The sequence below is a fragment of the Streptomyces chromofuscus genome, from assembly GCF_015160875.1.
Taxonomy (GTDB): domain Bacteria; phylum Actinomycetota; class Actinomycetes; order Streptomycetales; family Streptomycetaceae; genus Streptomyces; species Streptomyces chromofuscus.
On record NZ_CP063374.1, the window covers coordinates 5,569,128 to 5,582,418 of the forward strand.

Below are 13,291 nucleotides of genomic sequence, written 5' to 3' on the forward strand. Positions count from 1 at the left end.
TCAGGACGGGAGTTCCGTCGGACGGATTCGGTCAGCGCGGCAGTTGAGCAGCCAGGACGATCGTGATCAGGGCCAGGAGGAAGGTGGCGATCCGAAGGTCGTTCTTGCTGGGCATGACCGGTCGTCTCCGAACTCGTATGGGGGCCGTCGTGGTGCCGCGCCGTAACGGGACGGGGCCGACACGGCACCACGACGGGAACTCGCCGTCGCCGCTCGGTTAGGGGAAGGCCGTCGCGGCGACGATCGGTACGGCGCCGCCGGTGGCCGGCATCCGCTCGGGCTGCTCGGAGGCGGGGGCCAGCGTCCAGCTCCCGGGCCGTACCCCCTGTGTCCGGCAGGGGGCCACGCCTGGTGTTTGTCGGCAGCGTTCTCGGCTGGGTCGCGCAGGCCGCAGAACCCCTGGCGGTCCCGCATGTCGCAGTGCACCGGAGGACTGTCACTCCACTCGACGACGGCGCCGCAGCTGGACAGCCGGGGGAAACCCGGCCGGCCGGTCAGGGCCTGTACGGTCTGCTCGGCGAACGTCTTCTCGAGAACGTGCAGTTGCCCGCCACGACGGCCGGCACCCACCAGGACCGCGAGCAACGGAAGGCGGTAGATCGCCACCGCGACCGCATCCCGTAGGAGTGCGGTGTTGGCCAGCCGACCAGCCCAGCACTCGAAATCGTGAGCTTCCTCCCGCGGGAGCAGGCGGACCCGGGGGAGAACCGGAACCGCCCAGGAAACCGTTGGCGCGGTCACGCGTTCACCTCCGTGGGCTCGTCCACGACCAGTGGAAGGGGGCGTCGAGGGGGGATAGCTCGCCCGTCTGGCATCAGACAGCCCGTGTCCTCAAAGGAGATGACCCCGTTGCACAGGAGGCTGTAGCCGAGAGCAGGGCAGTGGGCGAGCACTTGAGCCGCCCCGCGGGCGGGGTCGTGAGCCGGAGGGCATTCGGGCTGATGCATACACGCCAGCCCAGCCTTGCTCATCTCGATGAGTACCGTCTGCACCTTCAGCGCCAGCTTCCGCAGGTAGACCCGCGATTGCATGAAGCCGTCCGGCGCCTCCGTGGCTGCCAGACTCCGAGCCGCGGCCAGGGCATCGGCCAGTGGGCTCGCCGGCGCGCCAACAGCAGGCCCGAGTTGCATGAGATGGCCGCGCAGCCTGAGCACGAAATCGAGGACGTCCTGATCGTTCTCAAGTACGGGGGCCGCCTCATCAAGGACTAAGGCAGTGGTCTCCCTGGCAGCCGCGACTACCGAGCGGGCGGTGACAGGAGCGTGCTCTGCGCGGCTGCGGGATGTGACGAGGGTCAGACCAGGGATGCTCACGAACCCCCCTCTCCGCAGAGAGGGGAAGGCGAGTCGAACTCCATCCAGACAGACTTCCCAGCACCTTCGGCGTTCGCTTCGACTCCCCACCGGTCGGCGAAGGCCGCCACGAGCTGCAGGCCACGGCCATCTTCCTGCTCCTTGGAAGCCGGCAGCAGGCGCGGCTTCTCGCCGGACGGATCGTGGACAGCCAGACGCAGTCGTGCGCTGTTATATGCGGCCGTCATGGTGATCTCGGTGTCCGGCGGGAGCTGGCGGCAGCCGTGGTTCACGGCGTTGGCCATGAGTTCCTGGGAGGCCAGGACGGCGTCGTCCGCGATCTCCGTCAGGCCGGACCGGCACAAGAGGGCGCGCAATTGGCGGCGCATCGGTGGAATGGCTGCCGGATCGGCGGGAAATGAGACCGCCATCTGGAAGGGGCGAAGCGCCTCGTCGTTCCGCTGCTGCGGGAGCGCTCCCGCAGCAGCGGGGGTGTTGAAGGGGGGCTCGGTCACCGCACACGCTCCTCGGGCCGTGTCGTCGTGCACGACGACGGCATGCGACCGCGTCGAGCAGTCGGGCTTCCTCCGCGTCAGGTCGTGCACGTTCATTGGTTCCTTCTCCTGGCCCGTCATCGCTGGGCCACATTCGGTCACAGCCCAGGTGCGTATGGATGAGGTGGTCGATTCCCCTGCCCCGTACGGGGGTTGGAGGAATATCGTCTTTACGAGAGAACCGTGTCTGCGGGCCGGTCGGTATCCCGTCGGGCATGCGGATCCAATGAACGTCATGAAAGATCGTTTCGGGGACAGGGGCGCACCATGGGGCGCACGCGCAACGTCAAGCTGGAAGCTGTGGTTCAGGAGTTGGGGCTGCCACAGGCACGATTGGCTGCCCGCTTCTGTTCTGTCGCGGCGGAGAACAACGCCCCCGAATTGGGGAACGTGACCCAGTCGCACATCGCGCGATGGATCGGCGGCACCCGTCCCAGCGGCCGAGCACCCCGTATCTTGTGCGAGACGCTCTCGCGTGGCCTTGGTCGCGTCGTCACACTCGCCGACATCGGGCTGGCACTGGAAGGGGGGCCCGAGCCGCAGTCGCCAGAGTGGAGCGTCGACACGTTGACGACGCTGGTGACGCTCGGGGGCACGGACATGGACATGGATCGCCGACGCGTGCTGGTGAACTCGGCGTACTCGATCGCCGGCCTGGCCCTTCCCACTGAATCGTGGTGGGAGGACGCAGCTGAGCGCGCCCGGACCCGCAAGCCGCTGTCGGCTCATACTGTCACTGCCCAGGACGTCGAGAGCGTCCATGAGATGACCGCGTTCTTCTCCCGGCGCGACCAACTGCGCGGCGGCCGTGGCGTCGGCCGTACCGCTCTCGTGGCCTACCTGCGATCCGAGGTCGCCGATTTCCTCTCCGGCCGCTTCCCCTCTGAAGGCGTACGGCGTGCCATGACCTCGGCGGCCGGAGAGCTGGCCTACCTCGCCGGGTGGACGAGTTTCGACGCGGGCGAGCACCCGGTGGCGCTGAGCTGGTTCACCGTTGCCACTCAGCTGGCCGAGGAGGCCAGGGACGTGCCGTTGGCCGGTCACATCATGCGCGCCATGGCTCACCAGGCTGTCGACCTCAAGCAGCCGGCCGAGGCCGTGCGCCTGTCCGAAAGCTCGCTCTCCGGCAGGCGCTACGCCAACGCCTGCTGGCGGGAGCGCGCGCTGCTGGGCGTCGTTCACGCGCGCGGCCTGGCCGCCACCGGTCAGAAGAAGCAGGCCCTGGCCGCCCTGCTCCAGGCGGAGAACGATCTCGGCCGGGCAGCAGAAGGAGAGGATGAGCCCGGCCGCGTGTTCTTCTTCGGCGAGGCCAGCCTCGCCCATGAGACAGCCGCGGCTCTGCGTGATCTCGGCGATCTGAAGGGCGCGGAGAAGCAGTTCAAGCACAGCGTGCGCACTCGGCGTACCGAGTTCCAGCGGACCCACTCTGTGACGCTGGGATACCTCGGATCCGTCCAAGTCCAGCAGGGACAGCTCGAGGCCGCGTGTGAGACCTGGCACCAGGCACTCGACGCCATGAGCGGCGTGCAGTCCGGCCGGGCCCGGGAGACCGTCGTGCAGATGCGCCGCGCCTTGAGCCCCTTCCGTAATCGCGGAGGCAGCCGAGCGGCCGAGCTGGACGCGAAAGCCCGTGCGGTGCTCGGCGTAGGCTGACGCGCACGGTGACACGACACAACGGCTCGGGAGCAGCAGCTTCCTGGCCCAGCGGGAACGAGTGACGAGGGGCAGTGCGTGTTCGACCAGTACATCCGAGTGCCGGTGATCGGAACGGTCGTCGGAGGCCACAGCGGGCGTCTCGATGACTTCAAGGGCAACGTGGAGTCGATCATCCGTCTTGCCCCGAGCATCCCTGAGAGCGCCCTGCAAGGGATCGAGGAGTTCAGTCACTTGCAGGTCATCTGGCACTTCAGCCTGGGCTCGGATGCTGACATCGAGCTCCCGCCGCGCAGCCCTCGCGACAACCCCGCGTGGCCGGCAACGGGCGGCCTGGTCCATCGCAACCACCGACGCCCGGCCCGGCTGGGAACGTCGTTCCCGAGGCTTCTGCGAGTTGATGGCCGTGACCTGCACGTCGAAGACCTGGACGCCGACGATGGCACGCCGGTCATCGACCTGGTGCCGGTCTTCAAGGAGATGATGCCCCGCGGCCCCGTGTACCAGCCTGCCTGGCCCACGGAGATGCTGAGTGATTACTGGGAGAGCGCGGAAAAACGCCCCTAACCGGACCTCGCCCATCACGCTCCTTTCCCCTTGTCGGTCGGCAGCATGTGGCTGATGGGCGCGCACGCCGGTAGGAGAGACGCATCCACTCCGTTCACCATGGCTTCGTCTGCCATTGATGTGGCCCGGGCGACCGACAACGGCACGGGGTTCCGCACGGACAACGCCGGCTGAAGACGTGCCGTCAGTGGGCAGCCGAGCACGGAGCGGATACATGGTGGATTCCCTCAGTCAAATCTTCGTGTCGGCAGCAGCCGTGGTGGTTCCCACGCCGGCTGCGAATCGCTTGGTGCCGATCCGGCCAGCTAAGAGCGGCCGAGTCGAAGCGGGTAGACAGACCTGGCACGTAGACCCGTCGCGACAGGCAGGCCGTCCTAGGTCGTCACGGACACCGCGCTGTTCCATCTGGGGTGGGCGGGGACGGTGCCGCCCTACGGAACGTCGTCATGGCCCCATCGCATCGCGTGTCCGTGTCTCAGACCAGGGGAATTGAAAGGGGGAAAAATCTGTCAAGGGGGAAACTGACGGGGGAACTTCGGACCATGATTAGGTCACGCCCACCGACAGAGGTCACACTCATGCCAGCAGATCCGTTCGGCCACCTGCTTCTCCGGCTCCGCAAGGAGGCTGGACGAACCCAGGAGGAGCAGGCAGCCGCGATCAACGCTGTCTCCGGTCGGGACACCGTGACCCGCCGCGAGATCAATCGCTACGAGCACGGCGAGAACATCCCCACGAACCACACGCTTGCGCATGTCGCGGTGGCCTGCGGTCTACCCGCCGAACAACTGCAGCGGGAGGCTGCGGCCGCCCGCGCCCGGCGGAGGAAGCGGGACCGCCGTGAAGGGGAGGACCAGGACGACGTGAAACGCCGCACGCTGATCGGGGGCGCTGTCCTCGGCACGGCCACCGTAGCCGAGCCATGGGGCCGCCTTGCGTATGCCCTCGGGAGGGGAAGCAAGATCGACACGGCTGCCGTGGCCGCCCTCACTGATCGCGCCGGTGCCCTTCATGTAAGCGAGCACCACCTCACGGCCCGCCAGCTCCAGGGCCTGGTAGAAACGCACCTTGACGCGATCACCGCCGCCCTGCCGCGCGCCGGCCAGCACGAGCGAGCCCTGACCATTGCTGCCGGGGAGACAGCTGCCCTGGCCGGGTGGGTTGCCTGGGACTTGAGCGATTACACAGCAGCGCGCGCCTACTACAAGGTCACGGAGGACTGCGCGAAGGCCGCCGGGCACCCGCCGCTGCGGGCTCTGGCCCTGGCCTACGCGAGTTACGGAGCCTCAACGCCGAACAAGGCGGTGGAGCTTCTGAGCCAGGCTGCCCAGGACGTACGGAGCCACGGCAACGCCACCGCCGCCGCTTGGGTCCACGGCCGGCACGCGGAGGAAGCGGCCAACGCTGGAGACGACACGGGTGCACTGCGGGCCCTTGACCGTGCCCGCGTCGCGTACGACTTCGCCGATCACACCGCCGAACAGGCGTGGGTGCGCTTCATGACGCCGTATCGCCTCGACTCGCTGGCGCTGTCGGTCTATGGGCAGCTCGGGCGCCAGGAACTCAACGAGACGGCCAACGATGCCGTGCGCCGTCTGGGTAACGCACTACCGGAATCAGGAGTCGTCGTCCTGGGCGACCTGGCCGCCGCGCTCCTGCACGGAGGCGACGTCGACCAAGGTATCTACGTGTCACGCCAGTTCGCAGCTGCAGTGGACGCCCGGCCCAACACCATGGGCAGGGACCGCGCCGAGACGGTCGCCGCCAGGCTCCCTGACAGCGAGAGCGAACTCGCCTGGCACCTGCAACAACTCGCCGCCTGAACTCTGCCGCCATCCGCACGCAAGTGAGCGCCCGCGCCGCAACAGCGACCGGACGCTCCCTCTGCCTTGAAGACCTATTACGCGGCCGATTCCTCGACCACCCACGACAGGTACGCCTCGGAACCGCCGGTAACCGGCAGGGTGATCCACTCCGGAACCTCGTAGCTGTGCTCTCGGGCCACCCAGGCGGAGAGCTCCGGCAACCGGTCCGTTGTCGTCTTGTACGAGATCCGCCACTCCTGGGCGGTCTCGATGTTCCCCTTCCACCGGTAGACCGCGGTGAACGGAGAGTCGACATGGGCGCAGGCGGCCAGCCGGGCCTCAACCGCGCCCAGCGCCAGAGCCTTCGCCTTGTCCTCGTCGTCGATGGTCGTCTGCGCGATCACAATCTCGGTTGCCATGCGGCTGCCCCTCCTCGTTGGTGTATCCCTCGACCCTACCCAGCCGTTGTGGTGGCCTTGCGACGCAAGGGCTCCAGCGCCAGGGCCAGGGCCGAAAAACACCGATACACCCAGGCGGCCGGACGGCCGCTGACCTACGAGGCGATCTCGCGCATGTCCTGAAGTACGTGCCGGGCGAAGTGCAGCTGCGAGGGGTGCAGGCGGCTCCCGTCCGGATGGGTGATCGTCTCGCCAGGTGGGGAGAACGGCGCCGACAGGATCGCCAGGACCGCACGGCACGTGTCGCAGCCGTCAGCGGGCCGCAGCACGTCCGGGTGGCCCTCCTGCACGTGGAGACCGAAGGCTCTCGCGGCCACGAATTCCTCAGTCCCGTCGATGCTGCCGGTACGCCACCAGGTGTCGGCAAGGTCCCGGCACAGGACACAGTTGGTGATCTCCGTCGGCAATGTCACCGTCCCACCTTATGCAGCGGACATCGCCGCAGCACCCGTTCTTTCGTCCCTGGTGTGGCGGGGCCGCTGGCGGCGCGGCAAGGGTGTCCGCCCGCGGGCCTGGGGCTCGTCAGCCGGGTGGGAGCGTGCAGGCTGTCGAGGGGCGGGTCGCGATGATGGCTTCGGTGCGTACGACTTCGTCGAGGGTGCCGGCGGGGCTGAACTCGGTGAGGGCCTGCCGGAGGTCGCGCTCGAAGGCGTCCTTGTGATCGCCGAGTTGGGCGGGGCTGGAGTAGCTGTAGGAGAACTGCAGGCCGATGACCTCGTCCAGGGTGCGGGTGACGGTGCGGTCCCAGCGGGCGATGTCGATGTCCGAGAACGGGGAGCGCGCCAGCACGTCCTGGTGGCGTTCCTTGGGGTGCGAGTAGGTGCCCGACCCAGCCCGGCGCTCGGGGCCGAGGTAGCGGGTGCGGACGTCGGCGCTGACCTGGAGCCAGGGGGCGGGCTCGGTATCACCGGGGGCGCCGCCGGAGGCGAGGACGACGGCCCCGGTCGGCTCGATGAGCTGGTCGAGGTCGCGCAGGGTCTTGTCGCGGTCCATCCAGTTTCTCTGAACTAACAATCGCGCCTCCGGTGGAGTGGTTCTGGCGGGGAGGAGCCACCGCTCCGTGGCTCAGGCAGCGATGGCTATGGCGGCGTCGATTAGGGCTTCACGCGGGCGTGGTCGAGACGGCGGTGAACCATCGACAGGGTGGTCAGCAGCTCCAGCAGCTCGTCGTCGGTGACCGGCCGGTGAAGCCGCGGATCGTGCGCCGTTGGGTTGCGGTACATGCTGCCCAGCCCCTTGATCAGGGCCGCGAACCCCTTCTGCTCGTCTTCCTCCGTCTTGGTTGTGCCGGTGTTGATGGTGACGCACGGTGTACCGGTCGAGCCAGGCATGAGCACGGCGTCGATCAGTCGGGAACCGTCCAGCTTCTCGCCGGTGAGCTGACGGAGGCGGTCGAAGACAGACTTGGTGGCTTCCAGGCTGGCGTGGAAGGCGTTCTTGGCCAGGATCTCCTTGGTGCAGTACGCCAGGACTTCCGGGTGCGTTCCACGACGGCGAAGCTCCGCCCGCAGGGAGTTGGCGTGCTGAGCGGCCTGGTCCAGGGTGCTCGCGACTGGCCCTCGCGCCACCCTGCCCTCGTTGTTGACGCGCAGGCCGACGTGGACCAGGACCTCATTGAGGTCGTCACGACGCCGGGAGAACACGTCGGGATGCTGCCGGTAGCGCACGGGGGCCATGGCCTCGGTGATGAACTTGATCACGCAGTTCGATGCCTGATCGCGGGCCTGCCGTACGAGCAGTGCCTGGGCCAGCCGCTTGCGCTTACTGGACCCCTCGGCGTCCGCTATGCCTATCTGGGCCAGCAGGAGACCGACCTCCCCGCCGGTCAGTCCCTCGCTCGTGCCGGCGAGAACGTCCGCGACCGCAGTGACCGTGGCGGGAGGCCAGGGGCCGTACTTGTTGGAGGTGGTCATTCCATGCCCTTCCTGGGCCTGCTTCTTCTACAGGCCAGCCGATCAGGATGGCATGAGCGCGCGTTGCAACGCTCGGGAATTCGCCAGTGGCCATGGTCGTCAGCGCGGTCGCGTAGAGATGGTGGCTTGAGTGCGTACGAGCTCGTCGAAGGTGCCGCCGGGGTTGAAGGCGTGAAGGATCGTGGCCGACCATCCGGGACTGGCTGTGCGGCGCGGCCGGAGCCGACATCGCCGACGTCCTCGCGCAGGGGCGCCCCGGCGAGCAGCTGCTTGAGTTCTACGCCCGGGACGTGACGGACACCGTCACCGCCGCGTACGACGAGGTGACGCTGCCGCGCTGACGCTGTGCGTCCACGCCATGGCCGGCGCCGGCCAGATCCTTCAACAGAGCATGGACGACCCGCCCAAAGGGGGTCAACGAAGTTGAGCGGTGCGAAGGTGCCCTCGGGCTCGGCGGGTGGTGACGCAGCGTGTGCGTAGCCGCTGGTTGGCCGGGTTCCGGAAGCCGTGCGCATGATCACTCAGGACCACGAGCGCCTCATACCGGGGCCGGCAGACCCGTCACCGACCGTGACAGCATGTCAGCGACAAGAGCCAGGCGCACCGCTCAAGAGCGAAGAGCCAGCAACGACACGGCTGTCGGCCTCCCGCCGGGCATCCTGGGCGGGACGTTCAACGATGGCTCGGCCGCCCTGGCGACGCACGAACTGGACAGCGCACAGTTCTGCGCCGTCGACCGCGCCCGCACGTCGGCGGCCGAGTTCGGGATCGACTCGAATGGCGGACTCGAGACCGAGTGACCTGGATCGACGTCAGCGTAGAAGCCCCCCGTAAGCGCAGCACTCACGGGGGGCTTCTACGATGCGCGGGTCAGCCGCTGACTCGAGTGCCCACACCCCCAGTCGAGCTACTCGGCATTAATCTTCTCCGCCGTGGGGGAAGCCCGACACCGACGCCAGGAACTGCGCTGACGTGAAGTAGGGATTGTTCGTGCCGCCGAGCACCTCGATGAGGATCGCTTCCCCGTCGCACTCCATGACTCGGTACTGGTCACCTGCCCGGAGCGCGAGGCCCTTGCCGTCCTCGCCGTCGGACACGACGTCGAAGACCTGGCCCTTCGTCGAGCACGGGGCGTTCCGCTTCTTGGCCGCAGCCTTGACGGCCCTGAATGCGTTCTTCCCGCCAGCTTCAGCACCCCGGCCGATGGCCCACCCGCCCACGGCAGTGACGACGGCCAGCGCCCCGGGGCCGCCCACCTTCTTCGCCAGCGTCGTCATCGTCTGGTATCCCCCCAGATTGCCCACCCATGCCTCCTCGTTGGCCGCGCATCAGGGGCAATCTTATGGAAGGTAGCCATCGACATGTCCACCAGCTACCGGGCCGCCGTGCGCACCGGTCTGCCCCACGCCACGATCGTCGTCGACCACTTCCACGTCGTTCAGCTCGCGAACAAGATGCTCAGCACGGTGCGCCGTCGCACCACCGCCACCCTACGCGGTCGGCGAGGACGGGCCACCGACCCCGAGTGGCGGACCAGGTGCCGACTGCTGTGCAACCGCGAGGACCTGGCCGAGAAGCAGTTCACGAAGATGCGGAACGCCCTGATGGACGCCGGCCAGATCGGCATGACGCTGCTGACCGCGTGGATAGCGCAGGAGCGGCTGCGGGACCTGCTCGCCCTCGCCCGCACCGGGGCCAACCGCGAGCGCTTCGGCCACCTGCGCTGGAAGTTCCTCACCTGGTGCGCGGACTCCGAGGTCCCCGAGGTCCGCCAGCTCGCGGTCACTCTCGACTGCTGGTGGCCCGAGATCGCGGCGTTCATCGCGACCGGCCACAGCAACGCCACCAGCGAGGGCGTCAAACGGATGATCAAGCTGTGCGCGCGGAATACGCACGGCTTCCGGAACCCAACCAACCAGCGGCTACGCACACGCTGCGTCACCACCCGCCGAGCCCGAGGACACCTCGCACCGCTCAACTTCGTTGACCCCCCAAAGGTCTCCAAGACCGTACCGGTGGCGAACTCCACTGGCGCATCAAGGCGGCCTGCTGGATCGCCCGCGAGCAGGGGCTGGCGTAGCTGCCCCCGCCTCGTGTCCACTCCGCGACCGCTGGAGCCACGCCCCACCCTCTGACGTGCCATCGCGCCGTCGATGACCTCGTACAGAGCCAGGAGCTCGCCGCCGTGCACGAGCTTCCCCGGGTCGTTGGCCAGCGCTCGGGATGCCGAAGCGCGGCACCGCCCCCGCCCGGGGCGCCCGTCCTGTGAACGCACCCCCGACGAACGTACGGGCCAACAATGCCCCGCTGCCGCTCCGGATAGCCCGACAGGGCGCGTCGCCGGACAGTTCGCCCTGCAGGTGACGGTGGAACAGGAGCCCGTCCCCCAATGGCCGTGCGCCCGCAGGTGGTGGTGCGGCAGGATCAAGGGATTGATCACGACCACCCTGGGGGGCATGGTGCAGGAACTACGCTTCGACGAGAACATCCAGTTCGCCGTGGAGGTGAGCGCCCAGCAGGTGGCCCTGCGCCCCCTGCTGGGCGGCCACGAGTTGCACGTCCCGCTCTCCATCTCCGTGCCGAAGTTCATCAAGGCTGGCAGGATCCTCGCCCTGGAAACGGACCTGTACGGCTTCGGCACCGTGCCCGGGCAGCGGTCCCAGCTCGCCCGGTACACCACCAGCCTGGCGTACACCGAGAAGATCCTGATCCACCGCCTGCACCTCTCCTTCCCACTGACCTCGCTCCAGATCCACGCGGTCGAGGAAGCCCGCAAAGGGGACATCTCTTTCCAGGTCGACCTTCGGGCGACCCTGCCGCAAGCGGACGGCTACCCCGGCTCAACACAGGCCACCGACCGGTTCACCATCGCCAAGAGCCGGTGGGAGGACCAGCTCGCCCAGCTGGGCCCGTCGGCGGCATACGAGATGGCCGTCCCGTACCCGCTCGGCGACCCCGAGCGGGACAAGGTCGGCCGGACCCTGCGGGAAGCCCAGCGGCTGCTGACCGCCGGCGAGAGCCTGTCGGCGATCCTGCAGATCCGGCGGGCGTTGGAATGGATTCAGCAGAACTGCGGCTGGGACAAGCCCGGTCAGGGTAAACGCCCGCGTGACTGCAGCCAGTCCGAGCGCTGGTGGCGGATCCTGGACTCCCTCTACAGCCAGACCAGCGGAGCCCTCCACGACGACGAGATCACCCGCGACTTCGACTACAGTCACGCCGAAGCCGAGACCCTGCTGGCGATGACGGCCGCCCTGCTGCGCAACGTGCCGGGCAAGCAGGCCGCGTAGCCGCCCGGACGGCCGCTCGCCCCGGGGGCCCGTTCACGCCGATAAGCCGATGTGCGGAACCGCCCCGATCCGGTATGCCTGTGCGGTGACCCCACCCGACACCGTCGACCTCGACGACCCCGGCACCTGGCCGGCCGACCTCTCCGACCTGATCACCGAACTCGCCCCCGCCGTCCCCGAGGGCCTCGACACCGCGAGCGACCTCCACAACGAGGCCAGCGAACTCGCCGAGTACGACGACCAGGTCCGCGAGATGCTTGCCGGGCGCCTGCTGCGCACCTATCACGCGACCCGGCTCCTCGATCACGAGATCGAGGACGTCCGGGCATTCGGACTGCGAGCCCTTGCCGAGGATTCCCTGACCGAGCGGGTGGACCGGGCGATCCAGGCGGGCAGCATTGCCACGTCTTACCTGACAGCTCTGCGGGAATCGACCGCGCTGGTCCACGAGTCGGCCCAGGTGGCGAAGAATCGGTTCGGCGAGGTGAGCGTGGTCAGCTCCCGGCAGCCGCTCGCGAAGCCCTGGCCGTTCCGGTTCTTGTCGAACTGGGGCGGAGAGGTCCGGCAGTTCGGACCGGTCTGGACGGGCGCCGAGTTCGAGAGCATCCGCCGACTCGGCCGCCCGTCGCTGATCGTCGCGGGCATCGACGTTTCCACTCCAGCTGCCGCCGGCACAGGCCGGGAACTCATCTTCGATTTCCTCGGTACCCGCCTCGGTCTGAACGGCAACGGCGTCACTATCCACTACGCCGCCGATATCCCCGGCCAGCAGATCTTGGACATCTGCCACCCCGGGCACCCCGAGTACGACCGGCACGCACACTTCCCGAAGTCGTAGCCGGGCCACCCCCAGCGACCTGGCGCCGGGTCCGGGTGACGAGCTGCCCCGCCCCCCGGCGATCAGGGCGAGGACGCGTCCACGTCGGCGGAGGCCAGGAAAACCGCCGTGATCAATCTCAGCGCCAACACGGTTCCCCTGATCCCTGGGGCCCGGCCTGCAACCAAATCACGGCGAAAGGCGGTCGGGGCAATGCGAAGCCCGTGCCACGCGACTCGTGCGCCTGACGTGTGCCGCGCCACTCGACTTACTTGAAGAGCTGGCATCCCGGGGGTTGAAGGTATCGAGTCTTCGTGCCAGGATCTCGATAGTCCACAGGGCGGGGAGCCCTGGGTATTCACCTATTGGGGGCAGTTGATGATCCACATAACTCTCGGTGAGAGGCGCTACGTCAACCCGCAGGAGGACCAGCTCGGTCGCAACGTCGTCGGCTTCGACCCGGTCATGAACGACGAAGCCCTCTTCCACGCCAACCGTGGCTGCTGGGTCCTCGGCGAACGCGCCGAGAAGGAGCGCTACGCCCTGCTCTCCCACGAGGGCCAGGTCCGCATGGCCATCGAGATTGACAAGCTCGTCCCCGTGGCCGGAGGACGGAAGGCGATCGAGGGCAGGTACCTCACGTCGGGCGACGAGGTCTACGACGCCTACGTCGGCAAGCCCACGCCCGTCGAGACGACCCGCAACCCGATCACCTACTTCGACTCCCCCCACGGCGCCCGCACCTGCTACTGCGGCTGCGGAGAGCTGGTGGCCAGCGGCTGGTTCGTGATCGGCCACGACCAGCGGGCCCTGCACGCCCGGATCTCGAAGATCGGCACCGTGCGCGAGTTCATCGACTGGTTCGACAGTACCTACGTCGAGCCGACGGACGAGTAGCCGCTCGCCCCCTTTCACCTCATCGGGGTACGCCCAAGAAGGTAG

Annotated in this window: 16 protein-coding genes and 1 pseudogene; 8 read left to right on the forward strand and 9 right to left on the reverse strand. The window is 68.1% G+C overall.

Annotated elements, in window-relative coordinates; translation table 11 throughout:
* Positions 1–66: 66 nt before the first annotated feature.
* The 4 genes and pseudogenes from IPT68_RS35070 to IPT68_RS25270 all read right to left on the reverse strand — a co-directional run bounded on the left by IPT68_RS35070 (position 67) and on the right by IPT68_RS25270 (position 1,903).
* Positions 67–741, reverse strand: coding sequence for a DUF6302 family protein (locus IPT68_RS35070; protein ID WP_228039887.1), 675 nt, complete (start codon positions 739–741; stop codon positions 67–69).
* Complete coding sequence (locus IPT68_RS34275) at positions 738–971, reverse strand: DUF5999 family protein (protein ID WP_228040607.1); 234 nt, start codon at positions 969–971, stop codon at positions 738–740. The genes IPT68_RS35070 and IPT68_RS34275 overlap by 4 nt, the downstream gene beginning before the upstream one ends.
* A 66-nt stretch (positions 972–1,037) precedes the next feature.
* Positions 1,038–1,403 (reverse strand): annotated as a pseudogene (locus IPT68_RS35075) (hypothetical protein); the annotation flags it as partial.
* On the reverse strand, positions 1,310–1,903 hold the full coding sequence (locus tag IPT68_RS25270; protein ID WP_189696651.1) for an ATP-binding protein: 594 nt from the start codon (positions 1,901–1,903) through the stop codon (positions 1,310–1,312). The gene IPT68_RS25270 and the pseudogene IPT68_RS35075, both read right to left, overlap by 94 nt.
* Before the next feature lie 210 nt (positions 1,904–2,113).
* Here IPT68_RS25270 and IPT68_RS25275 point away from each other — a divergent pair, with 210 nt between their 5' ends.
* From IPT68_RS25275 to IPT68_RS25285, 3 genes are all read left to right on the forward strand, one after another.
* Entirely contained in the window at positions 2,114–3,499 is a 1,386-nt protein-coding gene (locus IPT68_RS25275; protein WP_189696652.1) for a tetratricopeptide repeat protein, read from the forward strand.
* A gap of 78 nt (positions 3,500–3,577) precedes the next feature.
* The gene (locus IPT68_RS25280) at positions 3,578–4,066 is read left to right on the forward strand and encodes a TrmO family methyltransferase domain-containing protein (protein ID WP_189696653.1); all 489 of its coding nucleotides are present in this window, start codon (positions 3,578–3,580) and stop codon (positions 4,064–4,066) included.
* Between the two features lie 578 nt (positions 4,067–4,644).
* A complete protein-coding gene (locus IPT68_RS25285; protein WP_189696654.1) occupies positions 4,645–5,889 on the forward strand; it encodes a helix-turn-helix domain-containing protein in 1,245 nt (414 codons plus the stop codon).
* Positions 5,890–5,966: 77 nt separating this feature from the next.
* Here IPT68_RS25285 and cutA read toward each other — a convergent pair whose 3' ends face one another.
* The 4 genes from cutA to IPT68_RS25305 all read right to left on the reverse strand — a co-directional run bounded on the left by cutA (position 5,967) and on the right by IPT68_RS25305 (position 8,242).
* Entirely contained in the window at positions 5,967–6,290 is a 324-nt protein-coding gene (gene cutA, locus IPT68_RS25290; protein WP_189696655.1) for a divalent-cation tolerance protein CutA, read from the reverse strand.
* 134 nt (positions 6,291–6,424) lie between these two features.
* Positions 6,425–6,742 (reverse strand): hypothetical protein, encoded by a 318-nt coding sequence (locus tag IPT68_RS25295; protein WP_189696656.1) that lies wholly within the window; start codon positions 6,740–6,742, stop codon positions 6,425–6,427.
* A 109-nt stretch (positions 6,743–6,851) separates the two neighbouring features.
* On the reverse strand, positions 6,852–7,322 hold the full coding sequence (locus IPT68_RS25300; RefSeq protein WP_228039888.1) for a hypothetical protein: 471 nt from the start codon (positions 7,320–7,322) through the stop codon (positions 6,852–6,854).
* A 101-nt stretch (positions 7,323–7,423) separates the two neighbouring features.
* Complete coding sequence (locus IPT68_RS25305; RefSeq protein ID WP_189696657.1) at positions 7,424–8,242, reverse strand: TIGR02391 family protein; 819 nt, start codon at positions 8,240–8,242, stop codon at positions 7,424–7,426.
* A gap of 578 nt (positions 8,243–8,820) precedes the next feature.
* Between IPT68_RS25305 and IPT68_RS25310 the strand changes: the two genes are divergently transcribed.
* A complete protein-coding gene (locus IPT68_RS25310) occupies positions 8,821–9,042 on the forward strand; it encodes a hypothetical protein (RefSeq protein WP_189696658.1) in 222 nt (73 codons plus the stop codon).
* Positions 9,043–9,159: 117 nt separating this feature from the next.
* Here IPT68_RS25310 and IPT68_RS25315 read toward each other — a convergent pair whose 3' ends face one another.
* The gene (locus IPT68_RS25315) at positions 9,160–9,546 is read right to left on the reverse strand and encodes a hypothetical protein (protein ID WP_189696659.1); all 387 of its coding nucleotides are present in this window, start codon (positions 9,544–9,546) and stop codon (positions 9,160–9,162) included.
* A gap of 57 nt (positions 9,547–9,603) precedes the next feature.
* Here IPT68_RS25315 and IPT68_RS25320 point away from each other — a divergent pair, with 57 nt between their 5' ends.
* The 4 genes from IPT68_RS25320 to IPT68_RS25335 all read left to right on the forward strand — a co-directional run bounded on the left by IPT68_RS25320 (position 9,604) and on the right by IPT68_RS25335 (position 13,246).
* Complete coding sequence (locus IPT68_RS25320) at positions 9,604–10,377, forward strand: transposase (RefSeq protein WP_189696660.1); 774 nt, start codon at positions 9,604–9,606, stop codon at positions 10,375–10,377.
* Positions 10,378–10,698: 321 nt separating this feature from the next.
* Entirely contained in the window at positions 10,699–11,532 is an 834-nt protein-coding gene (locus IPT68_RS25325) for a hypothetical protein (RefSeq protein WP_189696661.1), read from the forward strand.
* A gap of 85 nt (positions 11,533–11,617) precedes the next feature.
* Positions 11,618–12,370, forward strand: a complete 753-nt coding sequence (locus IPT68_RS25330; RefSeq protein WP_189696662.1) for a hypothetical protein — start codon at positions 11,618–11,620, stop codon at positions 12,368–12,370.
* 357 nt (positions 12,371–12,727) lie between these two features.
* The gene (locus IPT68_RS25335; protein WP_189696663.1) at positions 12,728–13,246 is read left to right on the forward strand and encodes a hypothetical protein; all 519 of its coding nucleotides are present in this window, start codon (positions 12,728–12,730) and stop codon (positions 13,244–13,246) included.
* The last annotated feature ends 45 nt before the right edge of the window (positions 13,247–13,291 follow it).

Coding starts and splice junctions, on each gene's coding strand:
- IPT68_RS34275 (WP_228040607.1), bottom strand. CDS start 971: ATGAGCAAGGCTGGGCTGGCGTGTATGCATCAGCCCGAATGCCCTCCG.
- IPT68_RS25270 (WP_189696651.1), bottom strand. CDS start 1,903: ATGAACGTGCACGACCTGACGCGGAGGAAGCCCGACTGCTCGACGCGG.
- IPT68_RS25275 (WP_189696652.1), top strand. CDS start 2,114: ATGGGGCGCACGCGCAACGTCAAGCTGGAAGCTGTGGTTCAGGAGTTG.
- IPT68_RS25285 (WP_189696654.1), top strand. CDS start 4,645: ATGCCAGCAGATCCGTTCGGCCACCTGCTTCTCCGGCTCCGCAAGGAG.
- cutA (WP_189696655.1), bottom strand. CDS start 6,290: ATGGCAACCGAGATTGTGATCGCGCAGACGACCATCGACGACGAGGAC.
- IPT68_RS25300 (WP_228039888.1), bottom strand. CDS start 7,322: ATGGACCGCGACAAGACCCTGCGCGACCTCGACCAGCTCATCGAGCCG.
- IPT68_RS25305 (WP_189696657.1), bottom strand. CDS start 8,242: ATGACCACCTCCAACAAGTACGGCCCCTGGCCTCCCGCCACGGTCACT.
- IPT68_RS25310 (WP_189696658.1), top strand. CDS start 8,821: ATGTCAGCGACAAGAGCCAGGCGCACCGCTCAAGAGCGAAGAGCCAGC.
- IPT68_RS25320 (WP_189696660.1), top strand. CDS start 9,604: ATGTCCACCAGCTACCGGGCCGCCGTGCGCACCGGTCTGCCCCACGCC.
- IPT68_RS25325 (WP_189696661.1), top strand. CDS start 10,699: ATGGTGCAGGAACTACGCTTCGACGAGAACATCCAGTTCGCCGTGGAG.
- IPT68_RS25335 (WP_189696663.1), top strand. CDS start 12,728: ATGATCCACATAACTCTCGGTGAGAGGCGCTACGTCAACCCGCAGGAG.